The sequence below is a fragment of the Pseudomonas viciae genome (genome assembly GCF_004786035.1).
Taxonomy (GTDB): domain Bacteria; phylum Pseudomonadota; class Gammaproteobacteria; order Pseudomonadales; family Pseudomonadaceae; genus Aquipseudomonas; species Aquipseudomonas viciae.
In genome coordinates this window covers 3521382-3547118 of sequence record NZ_CP035088.1, presented here as the reverse complement: position 1 = coordinate 3547118, position 25737 = coordinate 3521382, and the positions used below count along the sequence as shown (strand labels likewise).

The window sequence follows — 25737 nt, the reverse complement described above, 5'->3', positions numbered from 1 at the left end:
GTATCCAGTCAACTTCGTTGCAAGCTGACCCACCGCTATCGCGAGCAAGCCCGCTCCCACAGGGGATTTTGGGGTGTACACAAACTCTCCGGGCACCCCGGAAAATGTGCTGGACGCAGACTCCTGGGCGTTGACCGTCAGTATCGAATCATCACCGATTTCAGTTCGGTGTAGTCGTCGATAAACGCGCTGCCAAACTCCCGGCCTATCCCTGAAGATTTGCTGCCACCAAAGGGCACCGCCGGATCGAGCAGGGTGTGCATGTTCACCCATACAGTGCCGGCTTCGATGGCGGGAACCATGCGCAGGGCCTTGCCCAGGTCGTTGGTCCACAGGCTGGCGCTCAGGCCATAAGGCGTGTCGTTCATCAGCTCCAGCAGTTCCTCTTCGCTGTCGTAGGGGAAGAACGTGGCAATCGGGCCGAAGGTCTCTTCGTTGAGCAGGCTGTCGTCGCGACGGTTGGCGAGGATGATGGTCGGCTCGACGTAGCAACCAGGGCCGTCGATCAGTTTGCCGCCGTGGACGATGGTGTTGTTTTGCGCCCGGGCCTTGTCGAAGAACGCCGCGAGTTTCTGTTGATGCTGACGGTTGGTAACCGGGCCGAACTCGGTGCGCTCGTCCAGGGGCGAGCCGATGTTGAGCTTGCTCAGGCGCTGGGCCAGTTTGTCCACGATCGGTTCAAGTTGCGAGCGATGGACAAAGAAGCGCTCGGCCGCCGCACAGATTTGCCCCGAGTGCAGGAAGCCCGCTTCGATGATGCCGTTGACTGCCACGTCGGGATCCACATCCCGCAGGAACCCCGCCGCATTCTTGCCGCCAAGTTCCAGGGTCGCTCGGGTCAACCCGGCGCCCATGGCGCCTTGGCCGACGGCGATGCCGGTCGCCACGGAACCGGTGAACGAGACCTTGTTGGTGCCCGGATGCTCGATCAAGCCCTGGCCCACCTGGCCGCCACCGGTCACTACATTGAGGACGCCCGCCGGCAGGCCGGCCTCCATGGCCAGTTCGGCGATGCGCAGGATGGTCAGTGGGGTGAACTCACTGGGTTTGATGATGATGCTGCAGCCGGTCACCAACGCCGAGGCGAGTTTCCAGATGGCGATCATGGTGGAAAAATTCCACGGCACGATGCCGACCACTATCCCGACCGGTTCACGCAGGGTGAACGCGGTGTAGCGTTCCCCGGCGAAGGAGGGCAGAGACGGGGTGATCGTCTGGCCGCCGATCTTGGTGGCCCAACCGGCGTAGTAACGCAGGAAGTGGGCGGCCTGGTCGACTTCGAAGGCGCGGGAAATATGAATGATTTTCCCCGACTGGCAGGTTTCGATCTGCGCCAGCTCTTCACGATGCTGTTCCAACAGATCCGCCAGCTTGAGCAGCACCTGGCCGCGAACTGCTGGCGCTGCCTGGGACCACTGCTTGAAGCCGCGCCGGGAAGACGCCACCGCCGCGTCGATATCGCCCGGCGATGCAGTGCCGACCTGGGCAATGACCTGGCCGGTGGCGGGATTGATGACGTCCAGCGTCTGGCCACTTTGGCTTTCGAGGGCGTGGCCATCGATGAACAGTGCGTGGTGTCGACCGAGAAAGGCTTTGACCTGAGGCAGCAGGGCAATATCGCTCATGAGGGGTTCCTGATCGCGAACAAGGGAAAGCCCGAGGTTAATCCCCGGGGCGCAGGGGCGCTTGACTGTGCCTGCCCCACGGTATGTCTGTGGCTGCCAATTGCCTGGGGCTGGCAGGCTGGTGCAAAGGCCGGTGCAGCCAAGTACAAGCCTGCACGTCCGGTTTGCGTTCAGATCAGTGTTTCGACTTGATGGGCAAAGGGGCGGGCGATGTTTCTCCAGACCAACAAACAGAAACTGGCATTGATCGAACAAATGCAGCGAACCCTGGCCGGCGCAACGGACGATGCGCCGATGCTGGAGACGTATCCGCAACTGCGCGGTTGTCTGGAGCAGCATGCCCGGCAGATGGCCAACGCTACCGAGCAGCTTCGCCAGGCCGAAGAACGGCTGACTGAGCAAACCTGTCGGGGGCAGCAAAGTGAGCACGCGCTGGAAGCCGTTCGCCAACAACTGGAACAGGCCCGGGAGCGCGAACAGCTGCTGCAAGCCCGCCTGGATGAGCACAGCCAGCAGCTACAGCAACAGCGCCAGGAAGCGCAGATCTGGGAGCTGTTGCAATCGACCCTGACCGAAGGCTGCTGGGACATCACGGTGGTCAACGGTGATCTTCAGCACCCGGCCAGCGGCATGCGATTTTCCAGCCAGTTTCGCGCGTTGCTGGGCTACGGGGCAAACGAATTGCCTGACGGCTGGGATGCACAAGTCGGCATTACCCACCCGGATGACCTGCCGAAGATCATGGCGATTTTCGATCGGGAAATCCTCGGTTCCCAAGGCAGCGGCGAATACGTGTTCGAATACCGGATGCGCCACAAGACGCGGGATTACATCTGGTGCCGCGAACGTGGTCGTGCGGTCCGGGACGCCCAGGGCTGCCTGGTTCGCGTCATCGGCGCGGTACGCGACATCAGCGATGAACGCTCGGCCCAGTCCACCCATCAGCGCATGCTGGAGCAGAACCAGGTGACCTACGCCCAGATTGCCACGGTGGTGGGGGTGATCAAGGGCATTGCCGACCAGACCAATCTGCTCGCACTGAACGCGGCGATTGAGGCCGCCAGGGCTGGTGAGGTCGGGCGCGGTTTCTCCGTGGTCGCCGACGAGGTGCGCAAGTTGGCTGAAAGCACCCGCCAGGCAACGCATCAGATCCAGACCATGTTGCATCAGCACAAACAATAAACCGGGCGGGAGCCGCCGCTGGGGCAGCTCCCGACACCGTTAGAATGGAACCGCCACCACCAATTGGCTGTAGACGTTGGTGCCATTGCCGCCCACCTGATTGCCGCCGCTGTCCGCATCCTTCTCAGGCTTGTACAAGCCCACCAACGGCGTGACGATCAGGTGCTCGTTCACCGCCCATTCCACATACAGGTCCATTTCGCGCCCATCGAGGTTCAACGCCTCGCGGGTGTGCAGGGTTTTGTAGTCGAAGAACAATGCGCCGATGGTCACCGTTTCCGCTGGTTTGAGCTTGAGCCCGACGTGCTGGATCGCGGTGTTGCTGTTGAATGGCCCGGAGTAGTTGCCGGCCACTTCGCCCTGGAACCAGGTGCCATAGCCACGGTTCTGGCCGTTGAACATCGAGTCCCAGTTTTTCGAATAACGGCTGTAGCGATAGGTCAGGTCGGGCGTCCAGGGCAGGTCGGCGAAGGTGTAGCCGGCTTCGGTGTACCAGGCTTTCTCCGGGCCGGCGTCCTTGTCTTGCCAGGCGTATTCGAAGGCGAAGTGGGCGTTTTCGATGCCGGCGTTCCCGGCGCCACGCAGGCTGTAGATGTTCATGCCTTCGCGTTGCTTCTGGAAGTCGCTGGCGTAGTGGTCGTCGACATCGATGCCATGGATATAGGTCAGCCCCAGGGTGCCAGGCGCGGCGCTGTACTCCAGGGTGCCGGCGGCCATTTCAGTGTTGGCCTGGGCGCGATTGTCGGACTTGATCCACATCAGGCTGCCATGCACGCCTTCCTTGCCACCCAGGCGCAGCACGGCGGTTTTGTCGAAGGCATGACGGGCCGCCAGGTAATAGGCGCCGCCGCGGTTGAGTTCGCCATCGGCCACACCTTTGCCCAGGTTCAGGCCGTCGTCGTTGACGATGAAACCATCGCCGAGGGTGATTACCTGGCGACCATAGGACACGTCGACGCCGTCCTTGCCCAGCACCGGGAACAGATCCCCCGAACGCCAGCCGGCAAAGGCTTCATCGAATTTTGTGGTGCGCTCGGAACCATCGCTCAGGCCAGCCGCATCGCCGTCGCCCCAGGTGCCAGAGCTGACCAGGTTGGCCGTCCCGTAGACACTGCCCAGGCCATTGAGCGTCTGATCGATACTCAAGCCATACTTGATAAAGCCCTCGCGCCAGCTCGAACCGCCGGTGCTGCCGTCGTAGTTCTTGCGGCTGTTGAACATCCCGTAGACCGCCAGGAAGTTGCCGGTAACGGTGGTGTCTTCGTCGGCGTACAGCTCATAAGCGTGGGCCGATGAATCGGCGACCAGCAGGGCGATGCCCAGGCCGATTGCCTTGGATAACAAAGGTGCTTTGCGTGTTTGCTCCATGGTGGTTTCCCCGGTGTGATAGGTCAGCAGAGCGCGCATTAAGGGGAGTAGGGCACGGGGAAGTCTTTCACCTGCCTGCCAGGCAATTGATTCAGCCCGCCAAGGGGCGAGTGCTGGCAGGCAGCAACAAAACCGACGGCAGACATGGGCAAGACGCCCGAGGCGGCGCGGCGCAGAGTAATGCTGCACGCACCGCCGTTTCGATCAGGGACTGGCTGGGGAGGGTTGAACGCCAGCTCCTGGACGGCTGAGGCATCCATACTAAAAATCCGCTTTCGAGGATCTGCACCATGTCGATCAATGACAGGCTCACCGAGCACTTGAACCGGGGTACGGTGGGCTTCCCCACCGCGTTGGCCAGCACCATTGGCCTGATCATGGCAAGCCCGGTGATCCTCACCGCGACCATGGGTTTCGGCATCGGCGGCAGTGCCTTTGCCATGGCGATGCTGATCGCCCTGGTGATGATGATGGCCCAGGCCACCACCTTCGCCGAGGCCGCGTCGATCCTGCCCACTACCGGTTCGGTCTATGACTACATCAACTGTGGCATGGGACGCTTCTTTGCGATCACTGGCACGCTGTCGGCTTATTTGATTGTCCATGTGTTCGCCGGCACCGCCGAGACCATCCTGGCCGGGGTCATGGCCCTGGTGAATTTCGAGCACCTCAACACCCTGGCCGAATCGGCGGGTGGTTCATGGTTGCTGGGCGTGGGGTTTGTCGTGGTGTTTGGCGTACTCAATGGGTTCGGCGTGAGCGCCTTTGGCCGGGCTGAAATCATCCTCACGTTTGGCATGTGGACGACCCTGATGGTGTTCGGTGTGTTGGGTCTGATCGCCGCACCGGCGGTGGAGCTGGAGGGCTGGTTCGGCGCTTCCGTAGTGGGCACCGACCTGGTCACGGTGCTGTCATTGGTGGGCATGGCGATGTTCATGTTTGTCGGCTGCGAATTCGTCACGCCACTGGCGCCGGACCTGCGCCGTTCGGCCAGAACCATGCCCCGGGCCATGATGCTGGGGTTATTCAGCGTCGCCACCTGCATGTTCATTTACGGCGCGGCGATGAAGCGCCAGGTGGAAAACGTGCTGTTGGATGCCACCAGCGGCGTGCATTTGCTGGATACGCCCATGGCGATTCCGCGTTTTGCCGAGCAGGTCATGGGCGACATAGGCCCGATGTGGCTGGGGATCGGCTTCCTGTTTGCCGGGGCGGCGACTATCAATACCCTGATGGCCGGGGTGCCACGGATTCTCTACGGCATGGCGGTAGATGGTGCGTTGCCGAAAGTCTTCACCTATCTGCACCCGCGCTTCAAGACGCCGCTATTGTGCATCCTGGTGGCGATGCTGATTCCTTGCTTGCACGCACTGTGGCTTGGCGGCAACACCGACAACATCATGCACCTGGTGCTGGCCGCCGTGTGTGCCTGGAGTTTCGCCTACCTGCTGGTGACCGTGTCAGTGGTCAGTTTGCGCATTCGCCGCCCGGACCTGCCGCGTGCCTATCGCTCGCCGTTTTTCCCGTTGCCGCAAATCCTGTCCAGTGTCGGCATCGTCATTGGCATGTGGTTCATTACCCCGCCTGGCATGAACCCGGCGGACATTTACATTCCGTTCGCAGTGATGCTCGGTGGCACCGCGGTGTACGCTTTGTTCTGGACCCTGGTGGTGCAGAAGGTCAATCCATTCAAGCCAGCGTCGGTGGAAGACGTGCTGGCCAAGGAGTTTTCCCATGAGCCAGGGCAATCTGCCGGTGAGTTTGATGACCGTGCTGCAAAAACTGTCTGAGCTGTTCAGTGCCCAGCGTGCCCCGGCCGGCTACCGACCGGGGGTGACCCTGGCGCTGTTGCGGCGCAACCTCGGACTGGCACGATTCGAGATGTCGGGGCCGGCGACGGCGACTGTCGCCACCGACGATGACCGCCTGCAGTTGGAGATTGTCGAGCGCACCGAGTCGCAGCTGTTGATGCATCTGGTGATGACTGAGTTCGTACTGCGCGTGCCTGCGTCGAGAGAGGGCGCGGCACGCTTGGAGTTGCACCACAGCGGGGCGGTTCGACGCCGTGGCATAAGCTATCGGCAGCGCGGCGGCGACGGGGAGCTGTCGGACCGATTGAAGGCGGCGATAGAAAGCGATTCAGCGCTGTATCAAGCCCTCATGCCCCTGGACTTCAAACGCCTGCGCATTGACCTGCAAGGGCGCCAATGGTGCGTACGGTTGGAGCACATGGGCGGCAGTGAAGTGGTGAACCGCATGCCGGCCTTTCGTCGTTACATTCCTCTGGGCCGCGAGCAGCGTACTGCCTTGCTGGCGGCCTTGAGCGGTTTGCAGCGGGTATTGGGAACCCTCTGATTTTTGGCGTTGTCCTGGCATCAATCCTGCTACTGCTCTGGCGATCAGGTACTTGTTGCGCGCATATAGATAACATGTTAACTATTGCCGGACAAAAACAATAAGCCACTGCGGAGAACGCCATGAGCATGCAACAGGCTGGGCAAGACGGGCTGGAGACGTGGAACCGGGATCTGCGCGCGACTTGCGGTCATTTCGATACGGAACTGGCTTTTAATCGCGCGCTGTTTATCGGCCAGGTGTCCAATTTCTCCCGGGGCGGCCTTGCCCTCGCCAACCTGCGCACCAACGCCGGCGCCATCAAGCGCCACTCACCCAATCCAGATCATGACGACGACCAGGATTGCTTTCTGGTCAGCCAGCGCAGCGGCTTTTCCCGGATTACCCAGAACGGCCTGAGCATTCAACTGGCGCCCGGCGAACTGTTATTGATGGATTCGGTGGGCGCTCTTGAAATCAGTCCGTTCGGCCTGATTGAACACGTCGTGCTGTCCCTGTCTCGCCAGGACGTGTCCCGGCAACTGGGCGGAGAAGCCAAGACCTTTGGCAAGATTTCCTCAAGCAAGGCCTGCGGGCGGATGCTGCATGTGTTGATGGATCAGCTATGCAAGGACACCCCGGACGGCGAGGGGGTGGCAGGAGAGGGGGAGGCGTTGCAAAGTGCGTTCGTTTCGCTGTTGGGTTCGGCTCTGGATCAGGACACCGACGCCCGTGACGAGGGGGCCGCGTTGCAAGGTAGCCAACTGCGCAGCTATGTGCAGAAAGTCATTGATGAATCCCTGACTCAACCCGGCCTGAGCCCGGTGGGCCTGGCCAATCGCCTGAACATTTCGGTGCGGCATTTGTACCGTTTGTTCGAAGAGCAGGATGACAGCGTCTGCCGCTACATCCAGCGCGCTCGACTCAAACGCAGCGCCGACGACCTGAGCAACCCGTTCTTGCGGGACGAATCCATTACTTCGATCGCCTACAAGTGGGGCTTCACCGATTCGGCCCACTTCAGCCGTTCGTTCAAAAAGCAGTTCGAGCGCTCGCCCAAGGATTTCCGCTCCAGCCATCTGCAGCAGGCATAGGGCGCTGCTTGAGGCTGGGTGGCCTCGAATCCATGGTGTGCTGAAGCAAAAAAAGCCCCGCCTCCAAATGGGAGGCGGGGCAAAAATTTGGTTGGTTGCGGCCAACCAAAGGAGCTCGGTGGAGAAAGGGGATTAGTTGCTGGCGACGGTTTCCGGTTTCCAGCCGCCGCCCAGAGCTTTGTAGATTGCGACGATGCCGCGATACAGCTCCACTTCGGCCTGGGCCTGGGTGTCTTCGGCGGCCAGGCGTTCCCGTTGGGCATCGAGCAACACGAGGAAATCCACGGTGCCTTCGCGGTAGCGAATCTCGGCCAGGTCAGCGGCGGCGCGGCTCGATTCACTCTGACGGATCAGCGAGATCAGGCGTTGTTGGCGCTTGCCGTAATCACTGAAGGCATTTTCCGATTCTTCCAAGGCCAACAGCACTTGCTGTTCGTAGCTCGCCAGGGCGCCATCGGCCTCGGCGTCAGCCCCGCGCAGGCGAGCCCGCACGCTGCCCAGGTCAAAAGCCGCCCAGGTAATGCTCGGGCCCAGTGCCCAGGCGTTGGCCGCCGAGGAACCGATCTGCGAACCGCGCCCGGCGGTAAAGCCCAGGAAACCGCTGAGGCTGACCCGTGGGAACAGGTCGGCCTTGGCCACGCCGATGCGTGCCGTGGCGGCGGCCAGTTGGCGTTCGGCGCTGAGGATATCCGGGCGGCGTTGCAGCAGTTCGCCCGGGTCGCCGATGGGCAGGGCCTTGGCGATGGCTGGCAACTGTTGCGGGCTCAGGTCCACACTCAGTTTGTCCGGGCGCTCGCCCAGCAACGTGGCGATGCGATTGCGTTGACGCACCTGTTCGGCCTGCAGTTGCGGCACGCTGGCTTCTACCGAGGCCAGGCGCGCATCGGCGCGGACCACGTCGAGTTGATCACCGACGCCGGCGTCACGCAGGCTTTCGGTGATCTTGCGCGAGTCCTGTTGGTTCTTGAGGTTCGCCAGGGCGATTTTTTCCCGCAGTTGGGCGCCGCGCAATTGACCATAGGCGTCCACCAGTTCGGCGATCATCGTCACCTGCAGCTGATAGAGGTCGGCTTCGATCGCCTGCTGGTCTGCGTCGGTGGCTTCCAGGTTGCGCCGTATGCGCCCGAACAGATCCAGCTCCCAGGCCATGTCCAGGCCCAGGTCGTAACGCTCGGAATTGACCCGGTCGTCAGTTTGCCCCATTGGATTCTGGCCTTTGCCCAGTTCGCTGCTGGCACGGCTGGTGATGGTCGGCATGACGTCATTGCTGGCGTCATCGCGAATGGCCCGGGCTGCCCGCAAACGGGCGAAGGCCACGCGCAACTCGCGGTTGCCGTCCAGGGAGCGGGTCACCAGTGCGTTGAGGGTCGGGTCTTCAAATTGCTGCCACCAGATGCCTTCGAAACGGGCCCGGTCGAAATTCTTCTGGCCGGCGGCGCCGTCGGTGGCGGTGGTGATAGTCGCCGCCTCCGTCTGCGGTGCCTTGTAGTCCGGGCCTACAGCGCAGGCACTCAGTGCCAGAACCAGCAAGCTCGGCATGAACACTTTCAAACTCATTGTTGCGCCTCCAGTTTCAAAGCCCGGGCCGCCTTGCGGGCCTCGCTGCGCTCGACGAAGTTGCGAATCAGTACATAGAACACTGGCGTGAGCAGCAGGCCGAAGAAGGTCACCCCGAGCATCCCGGAGAACACCGCCACACCCATGGCATGGCGCATTTCGGCACCAGCACCGCTGGAGAACACCAGGGGCACCACGCCCATGATGAAGGCGAAGGAGGTCATCAGGATCGGCCGCAGACGCAGCCGGCACGCTTCCAGCACCGCGGCCAGCGGATTCATGCCCTCAAGCTGTTTATCCTTGGCGAACTCGACGATCAGAATCGCGTTCTTACAGGCAAGCCCCACCAGTACGATCAAGCCGATCTGGGTAAAGATGTTGTTGTCACCGCCGGACAGAATCACCCCGGTAATGGCCGACAACAGGGTCATCGGTACGATCAGGATCACCGCCAGCGGCAGGCTCCAGCTTTCGTACTGAGCTGCAAGCACCAGGAACGCCAGCAGGACGCAGAGCGGGAACACGAACAGCGCGGTGTTGCCCGAGAGGATCTGCTGGTACGTCAGGTCGGTCCACTCGTAGGTCATGCCGTTGGGCAGTTCGTCCTTGAGCAGTTTCTCGATGGCTTTTTCAGCCTGGCCGGAGCTGTAGCCAGGGGCGGCGGCACCGTTGATTTCAGCGGTGATGAAGCCGTTGTAGTGCATCACACGGTCCGGCCCCGAGGTGTTGCTGACCTTGATGAAGGTCGCCAGCGGGATCATCTCGCCACGGTTGTTGCGCACCTTGAGCTGGCCAATCTGGTCCGACTCCAGGCGGAACTGTTGCTCGGCCTGAACGTTGACCTGATAGGTGCGGCCAAAGCGGTTGAAGTCGTTGGCATACAGCGAGCCCAGGTAGATCTGCAGGGTGTCGAAGATGTCACTGACGGCCACGCCGTGGGTCTTGGCTTTTTCACGATCGATGGCGGCATCGACCTGCGGCACGTTCACGGTGTAGCTGGTGAACAACCCGGCCAGTTCCGGCACGCTGCGGCTCTTGGTGATGATGTTCATGGTTTCTTTGTACAGCTCGTCGTAGCCCAGGTTGCCCCGGTCTTCGATTTGCAGGCGGAAACCACCAATGGTGCCCAGGCCCTGTACCGGCGGCGGTGGGAAGATCGCCATGTAGGCTTCCTGGATCTCCGAGTACTGGCCGTTCAAGGCTCCGGCGATGGCACCGGCCGACATGCTCGGGTCCTTGCGCTCGTCGAAGGGCTTGAGGGTCACGAACACGATGCCGGCGTTCGGGCTGTTGGTGAAGCCGTTGATCGACAGGCCAGGGAAGGCCACCGCGCTCTGTACGCCCGGTTGTTTGAGAGCCAGGTCGGACATGCGCTTGATCACGTCTTCGGTGCGGTCCAGGCTCGCCGCATCCGGCAGTTGTGCGAAGGCCACCAGGTACTGCTTGTCCTGGCCGGGCACGAAACCGGTCGGGGTGTTGGAGAAACCGAAGAAGGTCAACACCATCAGGCCCGCATAGAGCAGCAGGGCGATGCCGCTACTGCGGATCACGCGTCCAACGGTGCCCACGTAGCCGTGGCTGGCACGCTCGAAGAAACGGTTGAACGGACGGAACAGCCAGCCACCGAAAATCTTGTCCAGGAACTTGGAGAAGCGATCCTTGGGCGCGTCGTGGCTCTTGAGCAATACCGCGGCCAGGGCGGGGGACAGCGTGAGGGAGTTGACCGCCGAGATCACCGTGGAAATGGCAATGGTCAGGGCGAACTGCTTATAGAACTGTCCGGTCAAGCCACTGATGAACGCCGCCGGAATAAAGACCGCGCACAGCACCAGCGCCGTGGCGATGATCGGCCCGGTCACTTCGCCCATGGCGCGCTTGGTCGCCTCCACGGGGGTGAGCCCCAGTTCGATGTTTCGCTCGACGTTCTCCACCACCACGATGGCGTCATCCACCACGATGCCGATGGCCAGTACCAGGCCGAACAACGAGAGGGCATTGAGGGAGAAGCCGAACAGGTGCATCACGGCAAACGTACCGATCAGCGATACCGGCACAGCCACCAGTGGAATGATCGAGGCGCGCCAGGTCTGCAGGAACAGGATCACCACCAGCACCACGAGAATCAGTGCTTCGAACAGGGTGTGGACCACCGCCTCGATGGAGCCACGGACGAAGATCGTCGGGTCATAGACGATGCTGTAGTCCATCCCCGCCGGGAAGCCCTTCTTCAGTTCGTCCATCTTGGCGCGAACGTCATTGGAGATCTGGATGGCGTTGGAGCCCGGACGCTGGAAGATCGGGATCGCCACCGCTGGCTGGTTGTCCAGCAGTGAGCGCAGGGCATATTGGCTGGAACCCAGCTCGACCCGGGCAATGTCTTTCAGGCGAGTGATCTCACCGTTGGCCCCGGAGCGAATGATGATGTTCTCGAACTCTTCCTCATTCACCAGGCGACCCTGGGTGTTGATCGAGAGCTGGAAGGCCTGGGCGTTCGGCGCTGGCGGCGCACCCAGGGCGCCGGCGGCGACCTGACGGTTCTGTTCACGGATCGCGGTGACCACGTCGGTGGCGGTCAGGTTGCGCGAAGCGGTCTTGTTCGGATCCAGCCAGACCCGCAGGGAATAGTCGCCCATGCCAAACAGCTGGACATCCCCCACGCCGCCCAGGCGCGCCAGCTCATCCTTGATGTTGAGCAGGGCGTAGTTGGACAGGTAGAGCATGTCGTAGCGTTGATCCGGCGAGGTCAAGTGCACGACCATGGTCAGGTCGGGCGACGCCTTGTCCACCGTGATGCCGATCCGGGTCACTTCTTCCGGCAGCTTGGGCTCGGTCCGGGTGACGCGGTTCTGCACCTGCACCTGAGCGTTGTCCAGGTCGGTGCCCAGGGCGAAGGTGATGGTCAGGGTGATCTTGCCGTCAGCGGTAGACTGCGAGGACATGTACAGCATGTTCTCGACACCCGTGATGGCTTGTTCCAGGGGCGCGGCCACGGTTTCGCCGATGACCTTGGGGTTGGCGCCCGGGAAGTTGGCGCGCACGACCACCGTCGGTGGCACGACTTCCGGGTATTCGCTGATCGGCAACTGGAACAGCGAAATGGCGCCGGCGATCAGGATCAGCAGCGAAAGTACCGCTGCGAAGATCGGCCGCGAAATGAAGAACTGGGAAAATTTCATCTTGGATTCAGTCCCTTAACCGCGTGGGGTCGCAGCGGCCAGCTTGCCTGCCGATCCAGACGCGGCCTTGGACGGCGCGACTTGGGGCAGGTTGCTGGCTTCGAGCGCTTTACGTTGTTGTGCCAGGGCGGCAATGGTTTCGTCGCTGGCCATCGGCACGGTTTCAGGCGTGACCGGCGACCCCGGGCGAGCCCGCTGCAGGCCCTTGACGATGATGGTGTCGTCTTTGCTCAGGCCGTTACGCACGATACGCAGGCCTTCGATTTTCGGCCCCAGCTCGACAGCGCGGTAGGCCGGCTTGTTGTCGGCATCCATCACCAACACGAATTTTTTGCCCAGGTCGGTGCCTACGGCTTCGTCGTTGATCAGCACGGCGGAATAAGTGCCACTGCCCACCAGCTTCAGGCGGGCATACAGGCCAGGGGTGTAGGCGCCGTCCTTGTTGTCGAATACGGCGCGACCACGGATGGTGCCGGTTTGCGGGTTGACCTGGTTGTCGATGAAGTTCATCTGGCCCTGGTGCGGGTTGCCGTCTTCGTTGGACAGGCCCATGTAGACCGGCGTGGCCTGGCCGCGCTGGCCCTGGCGGGCGAGTTGGGTGTACTTGAGGAAGACGCGCTCGTCGGCGTCAAAGTAGGCGTAGACCTTGTCGGTGGAGACCACGCTGGTCAGCGGCGTGACATCGGCGGTCACCAGGTTACCGGCGGTGATGTCTGCCCGGCTGACGCGACCACTGATGGGCGAGGTGACGCGGGTGAAGCTCAGGTTCAGCTTGGCCAGGTCCAGTTGTGCCTGGATGGCCGCAGCGGCGGCGCGGGCTTCCTGGGCGGCGCTGGTGCGCGAGTCGGCCAGCTCGGCGGAAATGGCATTGCTCAAGCGCAGGCGTTCGCCACGTTGGGCTTCGTTCTCGCTACGGGTGGCGGTAGCACGGGACTGGGCCAGTTGGGCTTCGAGACGACGTACTTCAGCCTGGAACGGGCGTGGGTCGATCTGGAACAACAGGTCGCCTTTCTTGACCAGCGCGCCCTCAGTGAAGGCGACTTCGTCGATCTGCCCGGAAACCCGTGGGCGGATCTCGACGGTTTCCGGTGCCTCGAGGCGCCCGGTGAATTCATCCCATTCGTTGACCGGTTGCTCCAGCACCTTGGCCACGCTGACTTTGGCCGGCGGCATCGACGCTGCCGTGTCGGGAGTCTTGCCGCAGGCGCTCATCACCAGCACTGCCAGCAGTGCGAGGGGAAAGCGCAGTTTTGAAAGTGAATGTTCCATGGATAGCATCCGCCAATGTATTGAGAATGGGCGGATGATGCGTGGCCGAAGGCAGGGGAACGAATCGAATGAAACAAAGGTAACTATCATTCGGAATGATATAAGCCATCGACGAGCCCTCTAGGCTGGGGCTTTCGTTAGTCAGCTATCAATCTAATTAATGCTCGTTTGCTGGCGAGAATCCTCTCTGGAGGAGCCTATTCCGGCAAATAGAGATCATGGATACGCTTGACTGAACCGTCTTTGTGAAGCGCTTCAACCGCTTCGCGCAAATCCTCCACCATTTTGGGCGAGCAGTGCTTCGAGCAGGCCAGGTAGAGATCGGCATGGCTGCCGACTGTACTCATGAGCAGTTTACGTTTGGACACGTTCGGCCAAATGTAGCGACTCTCCGGGACGCCGTTGAACCAGGCATCGATGCGTCCCATCAAAAGCATCTGGGCGGGGTTATCGCCAATGGCCAGCGGATAGATCTGCTCATCGCTGAATCCTTCGCTGCGCAGGATCTGCTCCTGGGCACTGCCCAGGCCGACGCCAATCTTGCGGTAGGTTTCTTTTGCTTGCGCGAAACTGTTCACTTTCCGGTCGAGGCTGAAAAAGGCTCGCTCCATGGGCATGATCGAGGCGATCCAGGTGAAGCGGTCTTCACGTTCCGGTATGCGCGACAGGGGGGTGATCAAATGGTCATGTTCCTCGCTCACGTGTTTCTGCGACCTGGCCCAGGGGAGCACATGGATTTTCATCGTGTATCCGGCTTTGGCCATGGCTGCCACGGCGACATCGCCCACGACTCCGTAGCCCCTGGGGTCGTTGACAAAGGTTAGCGGGGGAGCGTCCAGGATGTGCAATTCAATCACTAGGGGTTCACCGCACGCGTTATAGACAACCAGCAGCGGTAACAACAGACAAAGCCTGCGAAGCGCCTTGGTGTGGACATTCAAAACGCGGGGGATCGGGCTCATGATCGATACTTCAGGCATTGAAAGTGGTGCGCCATTCTACGTGTGCTTGGCGTCGGGAAACATCGTCCAGCAGGCCAATGTGTTATGCGATGCAGCGAACCGAAAGCGGGTTTGCCACAGTCTTTTTATCGGGGCACGTCAACGTTGTCGTCTTGGCCTTATTGCGTGTTCCTAAGGTATAGATCATCCAATTGACAAAAACCTTGAGCCTTGAAAATTGATGCCGGCTGGATAGATAGCGTGACCGTTGCATCCATGAAAACTGAGCCCCTGTGGCCCAGGCGTTGCAAGGACCTGGGTTTACGCAGCGTGTGACCTCAATTGACCTGTAATTAGTTGTGCGATACAACTATGTGACTGTTCCATTTGAGGCATTTCCCTTGATCCATTCCCAACAAGCGTTGATTGAGAAAATCCGTTCGGCTTCGCGCCTCATGGTGCGAGAGCTGGGCTTTTTGCACGCCACGCTGGCGGCGACGGGGTATCCGGCGTCATCCGTGCACGCAATCATTGAGATCGGGAATCGCCAGGCGCTGACGGCGGTGGAGCTTGTTGAGCTGCTCGGCCTGGAAAAATCCAGCGTGAGCCGGATGGTTCGCAAGCTGGTGGAGGCCGGTGAAATTGAAGAAATTGCCCATGAGGAGGATGCGCGCTCCAAGAAGCTGCAGCTCTCGACTCAAGGCAAACGGACCCTGCAATCCATTGATTCGTTTGCTACGAAACAGGTGGCGGCAGCCATGGCTCATTTGACCCGCGAGCAATGGCAAACAGCGAGTGAGGGCATTGCCAACTATGCCGCAGCCCTGCAAGCCCATCGACTCGATACACAACCGCCGGCCACTGTCGAGCTGGGTATCGCACGAGGTTATCGGCCTGGCGTAATTGCTCGCGTCGTGCAAATGCATGCTGACTACTACGCAAGATATTTCAGTTTTGGCCAGCCCTTCGAGAGCCTGGTTGCCGCGGATATGGCTAACCTCATGGGGCGTTTGCACAACCCACGCAATGAGGTCTGGGTGGCATTGGATGATCAGCGAATGGTTGGATCGATCGCTATTGATGGTGAAGGAGAAGGCGGTGAGGCGGTTCTGCGCTTCTTTATTCTGGATGACTCTGCACGAGGCAAGGGCGCGGGCAAACGCTTGCTGGCTGAGGCAATGAAGTTCTGTGACGAATGGGGTTTTTGTGCAACGAGGCTCTGGACGTTCCAGGGCCTTGATGCCGCGCGTAAATTGTATGAAGACTTTGGTTTCAGGCTGGAGCGGGAGCAAGAGGGGCAGCAATGGGGAGAGTGGGTCACGGAGCAGTGCTTTGTGCGGCCCGGTCCAGCCGTTGCGAAAACTTGAACCGAAATCCTCGCATCGGGGAAGGCCCTGACCTTATGAATAATTCGTTTTTTTGCCCGGGCCGTGATCCCTGGAAGCGCTTCTGCTAATGTACGATTTGTGACTTTGTTGTAAAAGAGTCACAAGTTGTCAACCGTCTCCAGGATGCGTAAGCTGCCCCCATGAACCAGCCATCCCCATCTTCGCCCAGCACCCGCGGCCCGGCCGATCACGACATCCGAGATCAGATCGTCGCGGCGGCCAATGAGCACTTCAGTCAATACGGTTACGGTAAGACCACGGTGTCCGACCTGGCCAAGGCCATCGGGTTTTCCAAGGCATACATCTACAAGTTCTTCGACTCCAAGCAGGCGATCGGCGAGGCCATCTGTACCCGGTGCCTGGCGGAAATCGTTGCGGCGGTGGAGCTGGCCATCAGCGAAGAGGGGCTCTCGCCGACGGAGCGTTTTCGACGCCTGGTCAAAACCCTGGTGACTACCGGCGTGAACCTGTTCTTCAATGACCGCAAGCTCTATGACATTGCCGCGTTCTCGGCGTCGGAGCGCTGGCCCAGCTCGCAAGTCTATAACGCACGAATCAAGAGCTTCGTGTTGCAAATCGTGCGAGAAGGACGAGAACTCGGTGAGTTCGAACGCAAGACGCCGCTGGACGAGACAGTAGATGCGATCCACTTGGCGCTACGGCCTTTCGTCAATCCGTTGCTGTTGCAGTACAGCCTCGACGTCATCGAAGAGGCCCCCACGCTCACCTCCAATCTCATTTTACGTAGCCTCATGCCGTGATCGTCGGCTGACGGTTTGCAAACGACACATTCCTCCTCGTTTTCAACGCTCGGTCATGGCGGGTTGATATAGGGTATTCATTTACTTCGATTGTGACTATTGACACAAATAGTCACATGAATAAGTATGGTGCATCTGCCCTTGGCCCAGGGAGCGTCGGCATGACGAGCTTCGCCCAGTTGCTGCAGCAATTCGATCCGGATGCGCCGTTTGTGTCTCCGCCCAACTGGCGGCAGGGCCGTACGATTTTTGGAGGGCTGTCCGCAGCGTTGTCACTGCAAGCGGTTTTGCTTGAGCGTCCGACGGGTTTTCCGCCGTTCAAGTCCGCCCAGGTGTCGTTCATAGGTCCGGTCACGCAGGCCCAGACATTCGATGTCAGCGTGTTGCGTCAAGGCCGGTCAGTCACCTCGGTATCGGTCGACTGCCTGTCGGGTGATGACCTGGCGTTGCGCACGACCCTGCTGTTCGCTCAGCCACGGGCGAGCCGTATTACCCATGATGCTTGGGGGCGTCCGCTGGTAGACGGACCCTCCCGGTACGCCACATTGGAGTTGGACAGCCGGGTCGCACCAGCCTGTGCCTACAACTTTGAGATGCGTCCTGCGGGTGGTTCGCTCCCGGTATCCGGCGCTGATAATCCAGAATTACTGATGTGGGTGCGCCATCTGGATGCGCGGGGTGTAGACCCGGCAGTCGCCCTGATTGCCCTGGCTGACAGTTTGCCGCCGGCCGCCATGACCTGCTTCACCGAGCCCGCCGCCATCAGTTCTGCGTCCTGGACGATCGATCTGCCGCAGCCGGCCGTCGGTGGAGAGTGGTTCCTGATCAACTCCTTTAGCCAGCAGGCCCTGGAAGGTTACTCACTGCAGGATATGGAGATCTGGGACGAGAGCGGTCGGCGAGTGCTTTGGGCTCGCCAGACCGTGGCGATTTTTACGTAACACAACCCAACCGCTCCATTACCTCAGCTACTGCTCCTTAGAGTTCTCATAATGAAAAAAATATTGCTCAAGACCCCGCTGGGTCTCTCCGTCGTGCTCGCAAGTTCTCATGTGTTTGCCAGCGGCTTCGCGCTCAATGAACAAAGCGTCAGTGGGATGGGCTCAGGCTTTGCCGGCCGTTCTTCCTCCGCTGAAGATGCGAGCACGGTCTTCGGTAATCCGGCGGGGATGTCTCGCTTGAAGAAGGAACAGGTCAGCCTGGGGGCGGCGACGCTTTTCACCAACTCCGAAATAAGCCGGACCCGCAGTACCTTCGGCGGCCAGGAAGACGGTGACATGGTGCCAACAACCACGGTGCCGATGGGTTACTACGTCAAACCCGTGGATGAACACTGGGCGTTCGGCGTTGGTTTTTATGTGCCGTTCGGCTTGATTACCGATTACGGCAGTGATTTCGCCGGGCGTTATTACGCTAATAAAAGCGAGGTCAAGACACTCACGTTCCAGCCCACTATCAGCTATGCCTTCAACGACACGGTGTCGATCGGGTTTGGACCTACGATCAACCGCATCAGCGGTGAGATATCCGCGATGGTGCCCAATGCATTCAGTCCGGGTAGCAATGATGGAAAACTCAAAAGCACCGGCGACGACACGGCCCTGGGTTTCAACGCGGGGATCCTGGTGCAGGCGACAGACCGAACCCGCCTGGGGTTGACCTACCATTCCAAGGTCAGTTACCGCTTGGACGCCAAGACCAAGGTCAGCGGCGGAACCTTCAGCTTGTTAGGTGTAAGCGGGCGCAGCTATGACGCTTCGCTGGATGTGGATACCCCGGAATCGGTCGACTTCTCGGTGACTCACCAGCTCAACAATGACTGGACTCTGTACCTGGGCAGTACCTGGACACGCTGGAGTCGCTTCAAGGAGCTGACCATCGAGAACTCCGGGCTGCCGCCTTTGTTGAGCGGTCAGTTGGGTACCATCAGCGAAGAGCAGAACTGGCATGACACGTGGGCTCACGCTATCGGTACGGCGTATCGATTGAACAATCAGTGGGTGCTGCGTGCAGGCTTTTCGGTTGACCAGTCGCCTGCCAACAACACCAACCGCGGGCCACGTATTCCTACCGGCGACCGGCAGGTGATCAGCTTCGGCGCGGGCTGGACTCCGGTGGACAATGTCACCGTGGATGTCGCTTATTCCTATCTGTGGGAAGAAAGCGTGCAGGTCAACGATGCCTCGGCCACCCGGGGTGCCTACAGCTCCAAGTACAAAAACAGTGCGAGCGGTTTCGGGACTTCGGTCAGCTATCGCTTTTGATTGAGTGCTGCTCTAAAAGCCGGGAGCGCATGCTGCCCCGGCCTTTGGTTGGCGTGTGCAAGGCCGCTTCATTACCTGCTCAGGCACCCATGATGCGCGCCATAAGACCCTGGTGAAACCGGCGAGGCGTGGCCCAGGTCAGGACGGTCATAGCCTTGTTGCCAAAGCCGGGTACGACACTTATGCGTCCGGCTTGCAGTGCACGGATTCCTGCCGCTACAACGGGTTGTGGCTGCATCATCACCATTTTCAAGGCTGGCGTAATCGTTTGCCTGGCGCTTTGCGCAAACCCGGTATCCGACATCCCCGGACAAAGTGCCGTCACGATGACGCCGTCGCTTTTGAGTTCACGATGCAACGCATCAGAGAAGCGCAGCACGTAAGCTTTAGCGGCAGAGTAAACGGCAAAATTCTTCACGCCTTGAAAAGACAGCAGGCTGGCGACCATCAGGATATGTCCACGTTTGCGGGCTCGCATGTCTGCCGCGAAGACGTGAGTCAGGGCCGTCAGACTGGCGATATCCAAATCAATCATGGCTAGGGACTGGTCCAGGGGCTGATCCAGGAAAGGCCCCTGCAAGCCATGTCCCGCATTGTTAATGAGCACATCGATCACGACATTGCGCTCGCGCAGCCGCTGGTGCAACTCGATGACCGCCGGGATCGAGGAAAGGTCTACTTGCTCGACTATGACATCAACACTGAAACGTTCGCGCAATTGCGCCGATAGCGTTTCGAGCTTATCCAGCCTGCGTGCTACCAGAACGAGAGATTTCCCTTGTGCTGCGTATTGCCGGGCAAACTCCTCGCCAAATCCGCTTGAGGCGCCTGTGATGAGCACCCAGGAGTTATCGTTCGGTTTCATGTCGTTGGTCTCGGGTTGTTGAGTTGAAAGAAAGGGGTATCAGTCATCTGGCTGCCACTGGCTGGGCGTCAGGCGGCTGCCAGCCACCCCCGAGCGCCCGAAATGCCGCGACCGCCGCACGGGCCGACTCCGTTCGTGCTTGGGCCCGGGCATCGGAGGCCTGCAGCAGTGTCTGGTCGGCATTCAGAACATCGATCAGGCTGGCCGTGCCTTTCTGATAGGCGATGAATGATGATTGTCGAGCCTGGGTCAGTGACGCTTCGCCCTGGGTGAGGGTGGTGGTCTGGGTTTCTCGATTGACCAGTGCCGAGAAGGCGTTCTCAACGTCTTCGGTGGCGCGCAGCACGGACTGGCGGTAAGCGGCGAGGGCTTCGGCTTCCTGTCCTTTGGCTTGATCAATCTGGGCGTTGATGCGGCCAAAGTCGAAGAGTCTCCAGCGCAGGCCCAGTGCGCCCGTCGCCTGGCTGGCGTCGCCAGTGAACAGGTTTCCGGCGGATACCGCCGTGGCACTGCCGAGCAACGCGCTGAGGGAAAATTTTGGGTAGTACTCGGCGATTGCTTCGCCGATGCGGGCGTTGGAGGCCGCGAGGCGGCGCTCAGCGACGATGAGATCCGGTCTGCGGCGCAGCAGATCGGCCGGCGTGCCCATGGCGGTTATCTGCGGTGCCGCAGGGATACTTTCCATCGTTGCCAGTTGCCGGCGATGGGTGCCCGGCGGTGTGCCGAGCATGACATCCAGCGCGTTCATGGCGGAATCCAGGCCGGTTTGCAGCACCGGTACTGTCGCCTGGACTTGAGACAGGGCGCCCTCAGTCTGGTGAACCTGATAGTTGGCGGCGAGGCCCTTGCTATAGAGCAATTGGACTTTCTCCAGCAGGTCTTGCTGGGTTTTGACTTGTCGGTTGGTAATGTCCAGCCGAGCCTGCAGCCCGCGCAGGGTGATGTAGATATCGGCGGTCTGCGCGGCGACGGCCAGGCGTGTGGCGGCGACGCCCGCTTCAGAGGCTTGGTATTCAGCCAGTGCGGCCTCGCGTCCGCGTCGCAGGCCACCAAAAACGTCTATCTCCCAACCGGCGTTGAGGTTGAGTTCATAGGCGCTGCCATACCGATCATAGCCGGGCGTCGAGTTCAGCACTTGGCCGAGTGGCGTCTCCACAGACTGGCGGGCGCGCGCGGCTTGACCGTTGATGTTGCCCGAAGGCAGTAACGCGGCATTGGCGGCCCCCAGGCCTGCCCGTGCTTGCGCGACTCGCGCAGCCGCCTGAGCCAGGTCCAGGTTCTGTTCAAGCGCCTTGGCGACGAACTCGGTCAACACTGGATCACCAAAGCCTTCCCACCAGGCTACAAGACTGGCACGTGTTGCGCCGGGCCTCTGTTCGACAGAAGACTGACCCAGGAAGCGGTTCGAAAGCGCAGTCTCCGGACGATGGTAGTCCGGACCGACCGCGCAACCGGCCATCAAGCTGGCGCTCACCAAAAGAGCAAGGGGGCGGAGATGCGGCATTGGGATTCCTGGAAGGGGCGGTTGATTTGTGACCATATTATATTATGGTCACTTTCTGTCAATTGATGCTCTTGCTGAGCGATCCAGAGTTAACTGGAAGCATAGGGGAGGGGATCTAAAAGGTGGATGTCGGGCGTTATGTGACCATTGACAGTATTGGTCACGAGACTGAGAATATGGCTCCTGTCCTAATTTGCTCAAGTAAAGGGAACCTATGCTCCGGCTCCGACCTGTCACCTTCGCCGCTTGCTTGTTGCCTCTCGTCCTGACGGCGTGTGGTGACGCTTCCACCGCCAAAGATCCGCGCACGCTCGCCCCCCTGGTGAGAGTTTCTGAAGTTCAGGGTTCGTCCAATATCTCGCGTTCTTTTACCGGCGTCGTGGCGGCTCGGGTCCAGAGCGACCTGGGTTTCCGGGTGTCGGGCAAGGTGCTTGAGCGTTTGGTCGATGCCGGGCAGACCGTTAAACGGGGTCAACCGCTCATGCGTCTTGACCCCATCGACTTGGGGTTGCAGGCGCGAGCGCAGCAGGAGGCGGTCGCTGCCGCCAAAGCCCGAGCCAAACAGACTGCCGATGACGAGGCTCGCTATCGTGATCTGGTGGCCGCAGGCGCCATTTCTGCCTCGGGCTACGACCAGATCAAAGCCGCGGCCGATACCGCCAAGGCACAACTCAGTGCCGCGCAAGCCCAGGCTGACGTGGCCCGTAATGCATCGGGCTATGCCGTGCTGCTGGCCGACGCCGATGGTGTGGTGATGGAAACGCTCGCCGAGCCGGGGCAAGTCGTCAGCCCCGGGCAAACCGTGGTTCGACTGGCGCGGGCCGGGCAGCGCGAAGCCCTGGTGCAACTGCCAGAGACGCTACGGCCGGCGGTAGGGGCCACCGCGCAGGCGACGTTGTATGGCAATACCTCGGCTGCGGTCACCGCGAAGCTGAGGTTGCTTTCGGATTCGGCTGACCGTGTGACGCGCACCTTTGAGGCGCGGTATGTGTTGGAGGGGGCGCTGGCGAATGCGCCGCTGGGTTCGACCGTCACCCTTCGCATTGCCGAAGGCGCAGCGCAGGAACAGGTGCTGCAAGTGCCGATCGCCGCGGTGTATGACCCGGGCAAAGGCACTGGCGTGTGGGTGATCGCCGGTGAGCCTGCGAAAGTCACCTGGCGACCCGTCCAGGTCCTGGGCTTGAGCGACGACGCCGCACGCGTCGCCGGCGATCTCAAGGTGGGCGAGCACATTGTCGGGCTCGGCGCGCATCTGCTGCGCGATGGCGAGGAAGTACGGCTGGCTCAACAGGGTGATGTGAAGGTTGCCGGGGGCCGTCAATGAGCCTCAATTTATCGGCGCTCGCCGTTCGCGAGCGCTCTATCACCGTGTTCCTGATCTTCCTGATCGCCGTGGCGGGCACGCTGGCGTTCTTCCAGCTGGGGCGGGCCGAGGATCCTCCTTTTACGGTCAAGCAGTTGACCGTCATTACCGCATGGCCGGGCGCGACGGCGCAGGAGATGCAGGATCAGGTCGCAGAACCCTTGGAAAAGCGCCTGCAAGAACTGAAATGGTACGACCGCACGGAAACCTACACCCGTCCCGGTCTGGCTTTCACCATGGTGTCGTTGGTCGATCGCACGCCGCCCTCGCAAGTGCAGGAGGAGTTCTATCAGGCGCGCAAGAAGCTCGACGATGAGGCCGCGAGGCTGCCGGCGGGCGTCATCGGGCCGATGGTCAACGATGAGTTTGCCGATGTGACATTCGCGCTGTTCGCCCTGAAAGCCAAGGGTGAGCCGCAGCGCTTGCTGGTGCGAGATGCTGAGGCGTTGCGCCAGCGCCTGTTGCACGTGGCGGGGGTGAAGAAGGTCAACATCATCGGTGAGCAAGCCGAACGCATTTTTGTGTCCTTCTCCCATGATCGGCTGGCCACCTTGGGCGTCTCGCCCCAGGACATCTTCGCCGCGCTGAACAGCCAGAACGTGCTGACGCCCGCCGGTTCGATCGAAACCAATGGGCCGCAGGTCGTCCTGCGGGTGGACGGCGCCTTCGATAAGTTGGCGAAAATTCGTGACACCCCCCTTGCGATTCAAGGCCGCACGCTCAAGCTCTCGGACGTCGCGACAGTCGAGCGCGGATATGAAGACCCGGCCACCTTCCTGGTGCGCAGTAACGGCGAGGAGGCCTTGTTGCTGGGGGTCATAATGCGAGAGGGTTGGAACGGCCTGGACCTGGGCAAGGCCCTGGACGCGGAGACGGCCAAGATAAATGAAGGCATGCCACTGGGCATGACGTTGACCAAGGTCACCGATCAAGCCGTGAACATTGACTCGGCTGTCGGTGAGTTCATGGTCAAATTTTTTGTCGCGCTGCTGGTTGTCATGCTCGTTTGCTTTCTAAGCATGGGCTGGCGTGTAGGCGTTGTGGTCGCAGCCGCCGTACCGTTGACACTGGCGATAGTGTTTGTAGTGATGGCGGCCACCGGAAAGAACTTCGACCGGATTACTCTGGGTTCGCTGATTCTGGCGCTCGGATTGCTGGTGGACGACGCCATCATCGCGATCGAAATGATGGTGGTGAAAATGGAGGAGGGCTACGACCGGATCAAAGCCTCCGCGTATGCCTGGAGTCATACCGCCGCGCCGATGTTGTCCGGTACGTTGGTAACGGCCATCGGTTTCATGCCCAACGGTTTCGCGCAATCGACCGCTGGCGAGTACACCAGCAACATGTTCTGGATCGTCGGCATCGCCCTGATCGCCTCCTGGGTCGTCGCGGTGGCTTTTACCCCTTATCTTGGGGTGAAGCTGTTGCCGGACATCAAGCAGGTCGAGGGCGGTCACGCGGCCATCTACAACACCCGTCATTACAATCGCTTTCGCCAGGTTCTGACGCGTGTCATTGCCCATAAATGGTGGGTGGCCGGCACGGTGATCGCGACGTTTGTCGTGGCAATCCTTGGCATGAGCCTGGTCAAGAAGCAGTTCTTTCCCACTTCGGACCGTCCAGAGGTGCTGATCGAAGTGCAAATGCCCTATGGGACCTCCATCGAGCAAACCAGCGCCACTACCGCCAAGGTCGAGCAATGGCTGCAAAAGCAGGATGAGGCAAAAATCGTCACGGCTTACATCGGTCAAGGCGCACCGCGCTTCTACCTGGCGATGGCGCCGGAGCTTCCCGACCCGTCGTTCGCCAAGATTGTGGTGCTGACGGACAGCCAGGAGGCCCGTGAAACCCTCAAGTTCCGCCTGCGTGAAGCGGTCGCCGAAGGGCTCGCTCCCCAGGCACGGGTGCGGGTGACTCAATTGGTGTTTGGTCCGTATTCGCCATTCCCGGTTGCCTATCGGGTGATGGGGCCTGATCCGTCAAAGCTGCGCGAGATTGCCGATCAGGTACGAGACGTCATGCAAGCGAGCCCGATGATGCGCACCGTCAATACCGACTGGGGCCCACTGACGCCGGCGCTGCATTTCAGCCTGGATCAGGACCGCATGCAGGCAGTAGGCCTGACCTCAAATGCCGTCGCCCAGCAGTTGCAGTTCCTGCTCACGGGGGTGCCGATCACCGCAGTTCGTGAAGACATCCGCTCGGTGCAGGTGGTCGGTCGCGCGGCCGGTGATATCCGCCTCGACCCGGCCAGGATAGAAGGCTTTACGTTGGTGGGCTCAGCGGGGCAGCGTATTCCGTTGTCCCAGGTCGGCGAGGTCGATGTGCGCATGGAGGATCCGATCCTGCGGCGGCGTGATCGCACGCCAACCATTACCGTGCGTGGCGACATCGCCGAAGACTTGCAGCCTCCGGACGTCTCGAGCGCAATCATCAAGCAACTGCAGCCGGTCATCGACAGCCTTCCTGACGGCTACCGGATCGAGCAGGCGGGGGCTATCGAGGAATCCGGCAAGGCCGGCAAGGCGATCGTGCCGCTGGTGCCGATCATGGTGGCTTTGACGCTGCTGATCATCATTGTCCAGGTGCGTTCGATCTCGGCCATGATCATGGTGTTCTTCACCGCACCGCTGGGATTGATTGGCGTGGTCCCGACCTTGCTGATTTTCCAGCAGCCGTTTGGCATCAACGCCTTGGTTGGCCTGATCGCGCTCTCGGGCATTCTGATGCGCAATACGTTGATTCTGATCGGGCAGATCCATCACAACACGCAAGAAGGGTTGGACCCGTTCCATGCAGTGATCGAGGCCACGGTCCAGCGGGCCCGCCCGGTGCTGCTGACGGCACTGGCGGCCATTCTGGCGTTTATCCCGCTGACGCACTCGGTGTTCTGGGGAACGCTGGCCTACACCCTGATTGGCGGCACGTTCGTTGGCACCATCATGACGCTGGTGTTCCTGCCGGCGATGTATTCCATCTGGTTCAAGATCCGTCCTGAGCATCCAGCGCAAACCGAAGCCGCGAGGCGGGTGTAAGCCAGCAA

At 60.7% G+C, this 25737-nt stretch carries 18 protein-coding genes; 10 read left to right on the top strand and 8 right to left on the bottom strand.

Translation table 11 applies throughout. The annotated features are described in order from the left end of the window. Positions 1–137: 137 nt before the first annotated feature. Positions 138–1625: an aldehyde dehydrogenase family protein gene (locus EPZ47_RS15720; RefSeq protein WP_135845630.1), complete on the bottom strand. Its 1488-nt coding sequence runs from the start codon at positions 1623–1625 to the stop codon at positions 138–140. Positions 1626–1835: 210 nt separating this feature from the next. On the opposite strand from EPZ47_RS15720, the gene EPZ47_RS30605 reads away from it, so the two are divergent. Further along, positions 1836–2807: a methyl-accepting chemotaxis protein gene (locus EPZ47_RS30605; RefSeq protein ID WP_135845629.1), complete on the top strand. Its 972-nt coding sequence runs from the start codon at positions 1836–1838 to the stop codon at positions 2805–2807. A 39-nt stretch (positions 2808–2846) separates the two neighbouring features. Here EPZ47_RS30605 and EPZ47_RS15710 read toward each other — a convergent pair whose 3' ends face one another. Further along, a complete protein-coding gene (locus EPZ47_RS15710) occupies positions 2847–4175 on the bottom strand; it encodes an alginate export family protein (RefSeq protein ID WP_135845628.1) in 1329 nt (442 codons plus the stop codon). A gap of 290 nt (positions 4176–4465) precedes the next feature. Between EPZ47_RS15710 and EPZ47_RS15705 the strand changes: the two genes are divergently transcribed. The 3 genes from EPZ47_RS15705 (at position 4466) to feaR (ending at position 7603) form a co-directional block, all read left to right on the top strand. Further along, positions 4466–5965 (top strand): APC family permease, encoded by a 1500-nt coding sequence (locus EPZ47_RS15705; RefSeq protein WP_135845627.1) that lies wholly within the window; start codon positions 4466–4468, stop codon positions 5963–5965. Next, positions 5910–6530 (top strand): DUF3156 family protein, encoded by a 621-nt coding sequence (locus EPZ47_RS15700; protein WP_135845626.1) that lies wholly within the window; start codon positions 5910–5912, stop codon positions 6528–6530. The genes EPZ47_RS15705 and EPZ47_RS15700 overlap by 56 nt, the downstream gene beginning before the upstream one ends. A gap of 122 nt (positions 6531–6652) precedes the next feature. Further along, positions 6653–7603: a transcriptional regulator FeaR gene (gene feaR / locus EPZ47_RS15695; RefSeq protein ID WP_135845625.1), complete on the top strand. Its 951-nt coding sequence runs from the start codon at positions 6653–6655 to the stop codon at positions 7601–7603. 132 nt (positions 7604–7735) lie between these two features. Here feaR and EPZ47_RS15690 read toward each other — a convergent pair whose 3' ends face one another. From EPZ47_RS15690 to EPZ47_RS15675, 4 genes are all read right to left on the bottom strand, one after another. Beyond that, on the bottom strand, positions 7736–9160 hold the full coding sequence (locus tag EPZ47_RS15690) for an efflux transporter outer membrane subunit (RefSeq protein ID WP_135845624.1): 1425 nt from the start codon (positions 9158–9160) through the stop codon (positions 7736–7738). After that, a complete protein-coding gene (locus EPZ47_RS15685; RefSeq protein ID WP_135845623.1) occupies positions 9157–12336 on the bottom strand; it encodes an efflux RND transporter permease subunit in 3180 nt (1059 codons plus the stop codon). Before EPZ47_RS15685 ends, EPZ47_RS15690 begins: the two co-directional genes overlap by 4 nt. A gap of 15 nt (positions 12337–12351) precedes the next feature. Continuing rightward, entirely contained in the window at positions 12352–13605 is a 1254-nt protein-coding gene (gene mexE / locus EPZ47_RS15680) for a multidrug efflux RND transporter periplasmic adaptor subunit MexE (RefSeq protein ID WP_135845622.1), read from the bottom strand. 197 nt (positions 13606–13802) lie between these two features. Continuing rightward, entirely contained in the window at positions 13803–14567 is a 765-nt protein-coding gene (locus EPZ47_RS15675; RefSeq protein ID WP_135848007.1) for a substrate-binding periplasmic protein, read from the bottom strand. Positions 14568–15001: 434 nt separating this feature from the next. Between EPZ47_RS15675 and EPZ47_RS15670 the strand changes: the two genes are divergently transcribed. From EPZ47_RS15670 to EPZ47_RS15655, 4 genes are all read left to right on the top strand, one after another. Further along, positions 15002–15913 (top strand): bifunctional helix-turn-helix transcriptional regulator/GNAT family N-acetyltransferase, encoded by a 912-nt coding sequence (locus tag EPZ47_RS15670; RefSeq protein WP_135848006.1) that lies wholly within the window; start codon positions 15002–15004, stop codon positions 15911–15913. A gap of 161 nt (positions 15914–16074) precedes the next feature. Then, positions 16075–16695, top strand: coding sequence for a TetR/AcrR family transcriptional regulator (locus EPZ47_RS15665; RefSeq protein ID WP_135845621.1), 621 nt, complete (start codon positions 16075–16077; stop codon positions 16693–16695). Between the two features lie 161 nt (positions 16696–16856). Next, entirely contained in the window at positions 16857–17636 is a 780-nt protein-coding gene (locus EPZ47_RS15660) for a thioesterase family protein (protein ID WP_135845620.1), read from the top strand. Between the two features lie 51 nt (positions 17637–17687). After that, the gene (locus tag EPZ47_RS15655; protein ID WP_135845619.1) at positions 17688–18959 is read left to right on the top strand and encodes an OmpP1/FadL family transporter; all 1272 of its coding nucleotides are present in this window, start codon (positions 17688–17690) and stop codon (positions 18957–18959) included. Between the two features lie 79 nt (positions 18960–19038). Here the strand turns inward: EPZ47_RS15655 and EPZ47_RS15650 are convergent, their stop codons facing one another. Further along, complete coding sequence (locus EPZ47_RS15650; RefSeq protein WP_135845618.1) at positions 19039–19824, bottom strand: SDR family NAD(P)-dependent oxidoreductase; 786 nt, start codon at positions 19822–19824, stop codon at positions 19039–19041. Positions 19825–19867: 43 nt separating this feature from the next. Then, entirely contained in the window at positions 19868–21328 is a 1461-nt protein-coding gene (locus tag EPZ47_RS15645) for an efflux transporter outer membrane subunit (RefSeq protein WP_135845617.1), read from the bottom strand. A 214-nt stretch (positions 21329–21542) separates the two neighbouring features. Between EPZ47_RS15645 and EPZ47_RS15640 the strand changes: the two genes are divergently transcribed. Beyond that, positions 21543–22652: an efflux RND transporter periplasmic adaptor subunit gene (locus EPZ47_RS15640; RefSeq protein WP_135845616.1), complete on the top strand. Its 1110-nt coding sequence runs from the start codon at positions 21543–21545 to the stop codon at positions 22650–22652. After that, entirely contained in the window at positions 22649–25729 is a 3081-nt protein-coding gene (locus EPZ47_RS15635) for an efflux RND transporter permease subunit (RefSeq protein WP_135845615.1), read from the top strand. Before EPZ47_RS15640 ends, EPZ47_RS15635 begins: the two co-directional genes overlap by 4 nt. Positions 25730–25737 lie beyond the last annotated feature (8 nt).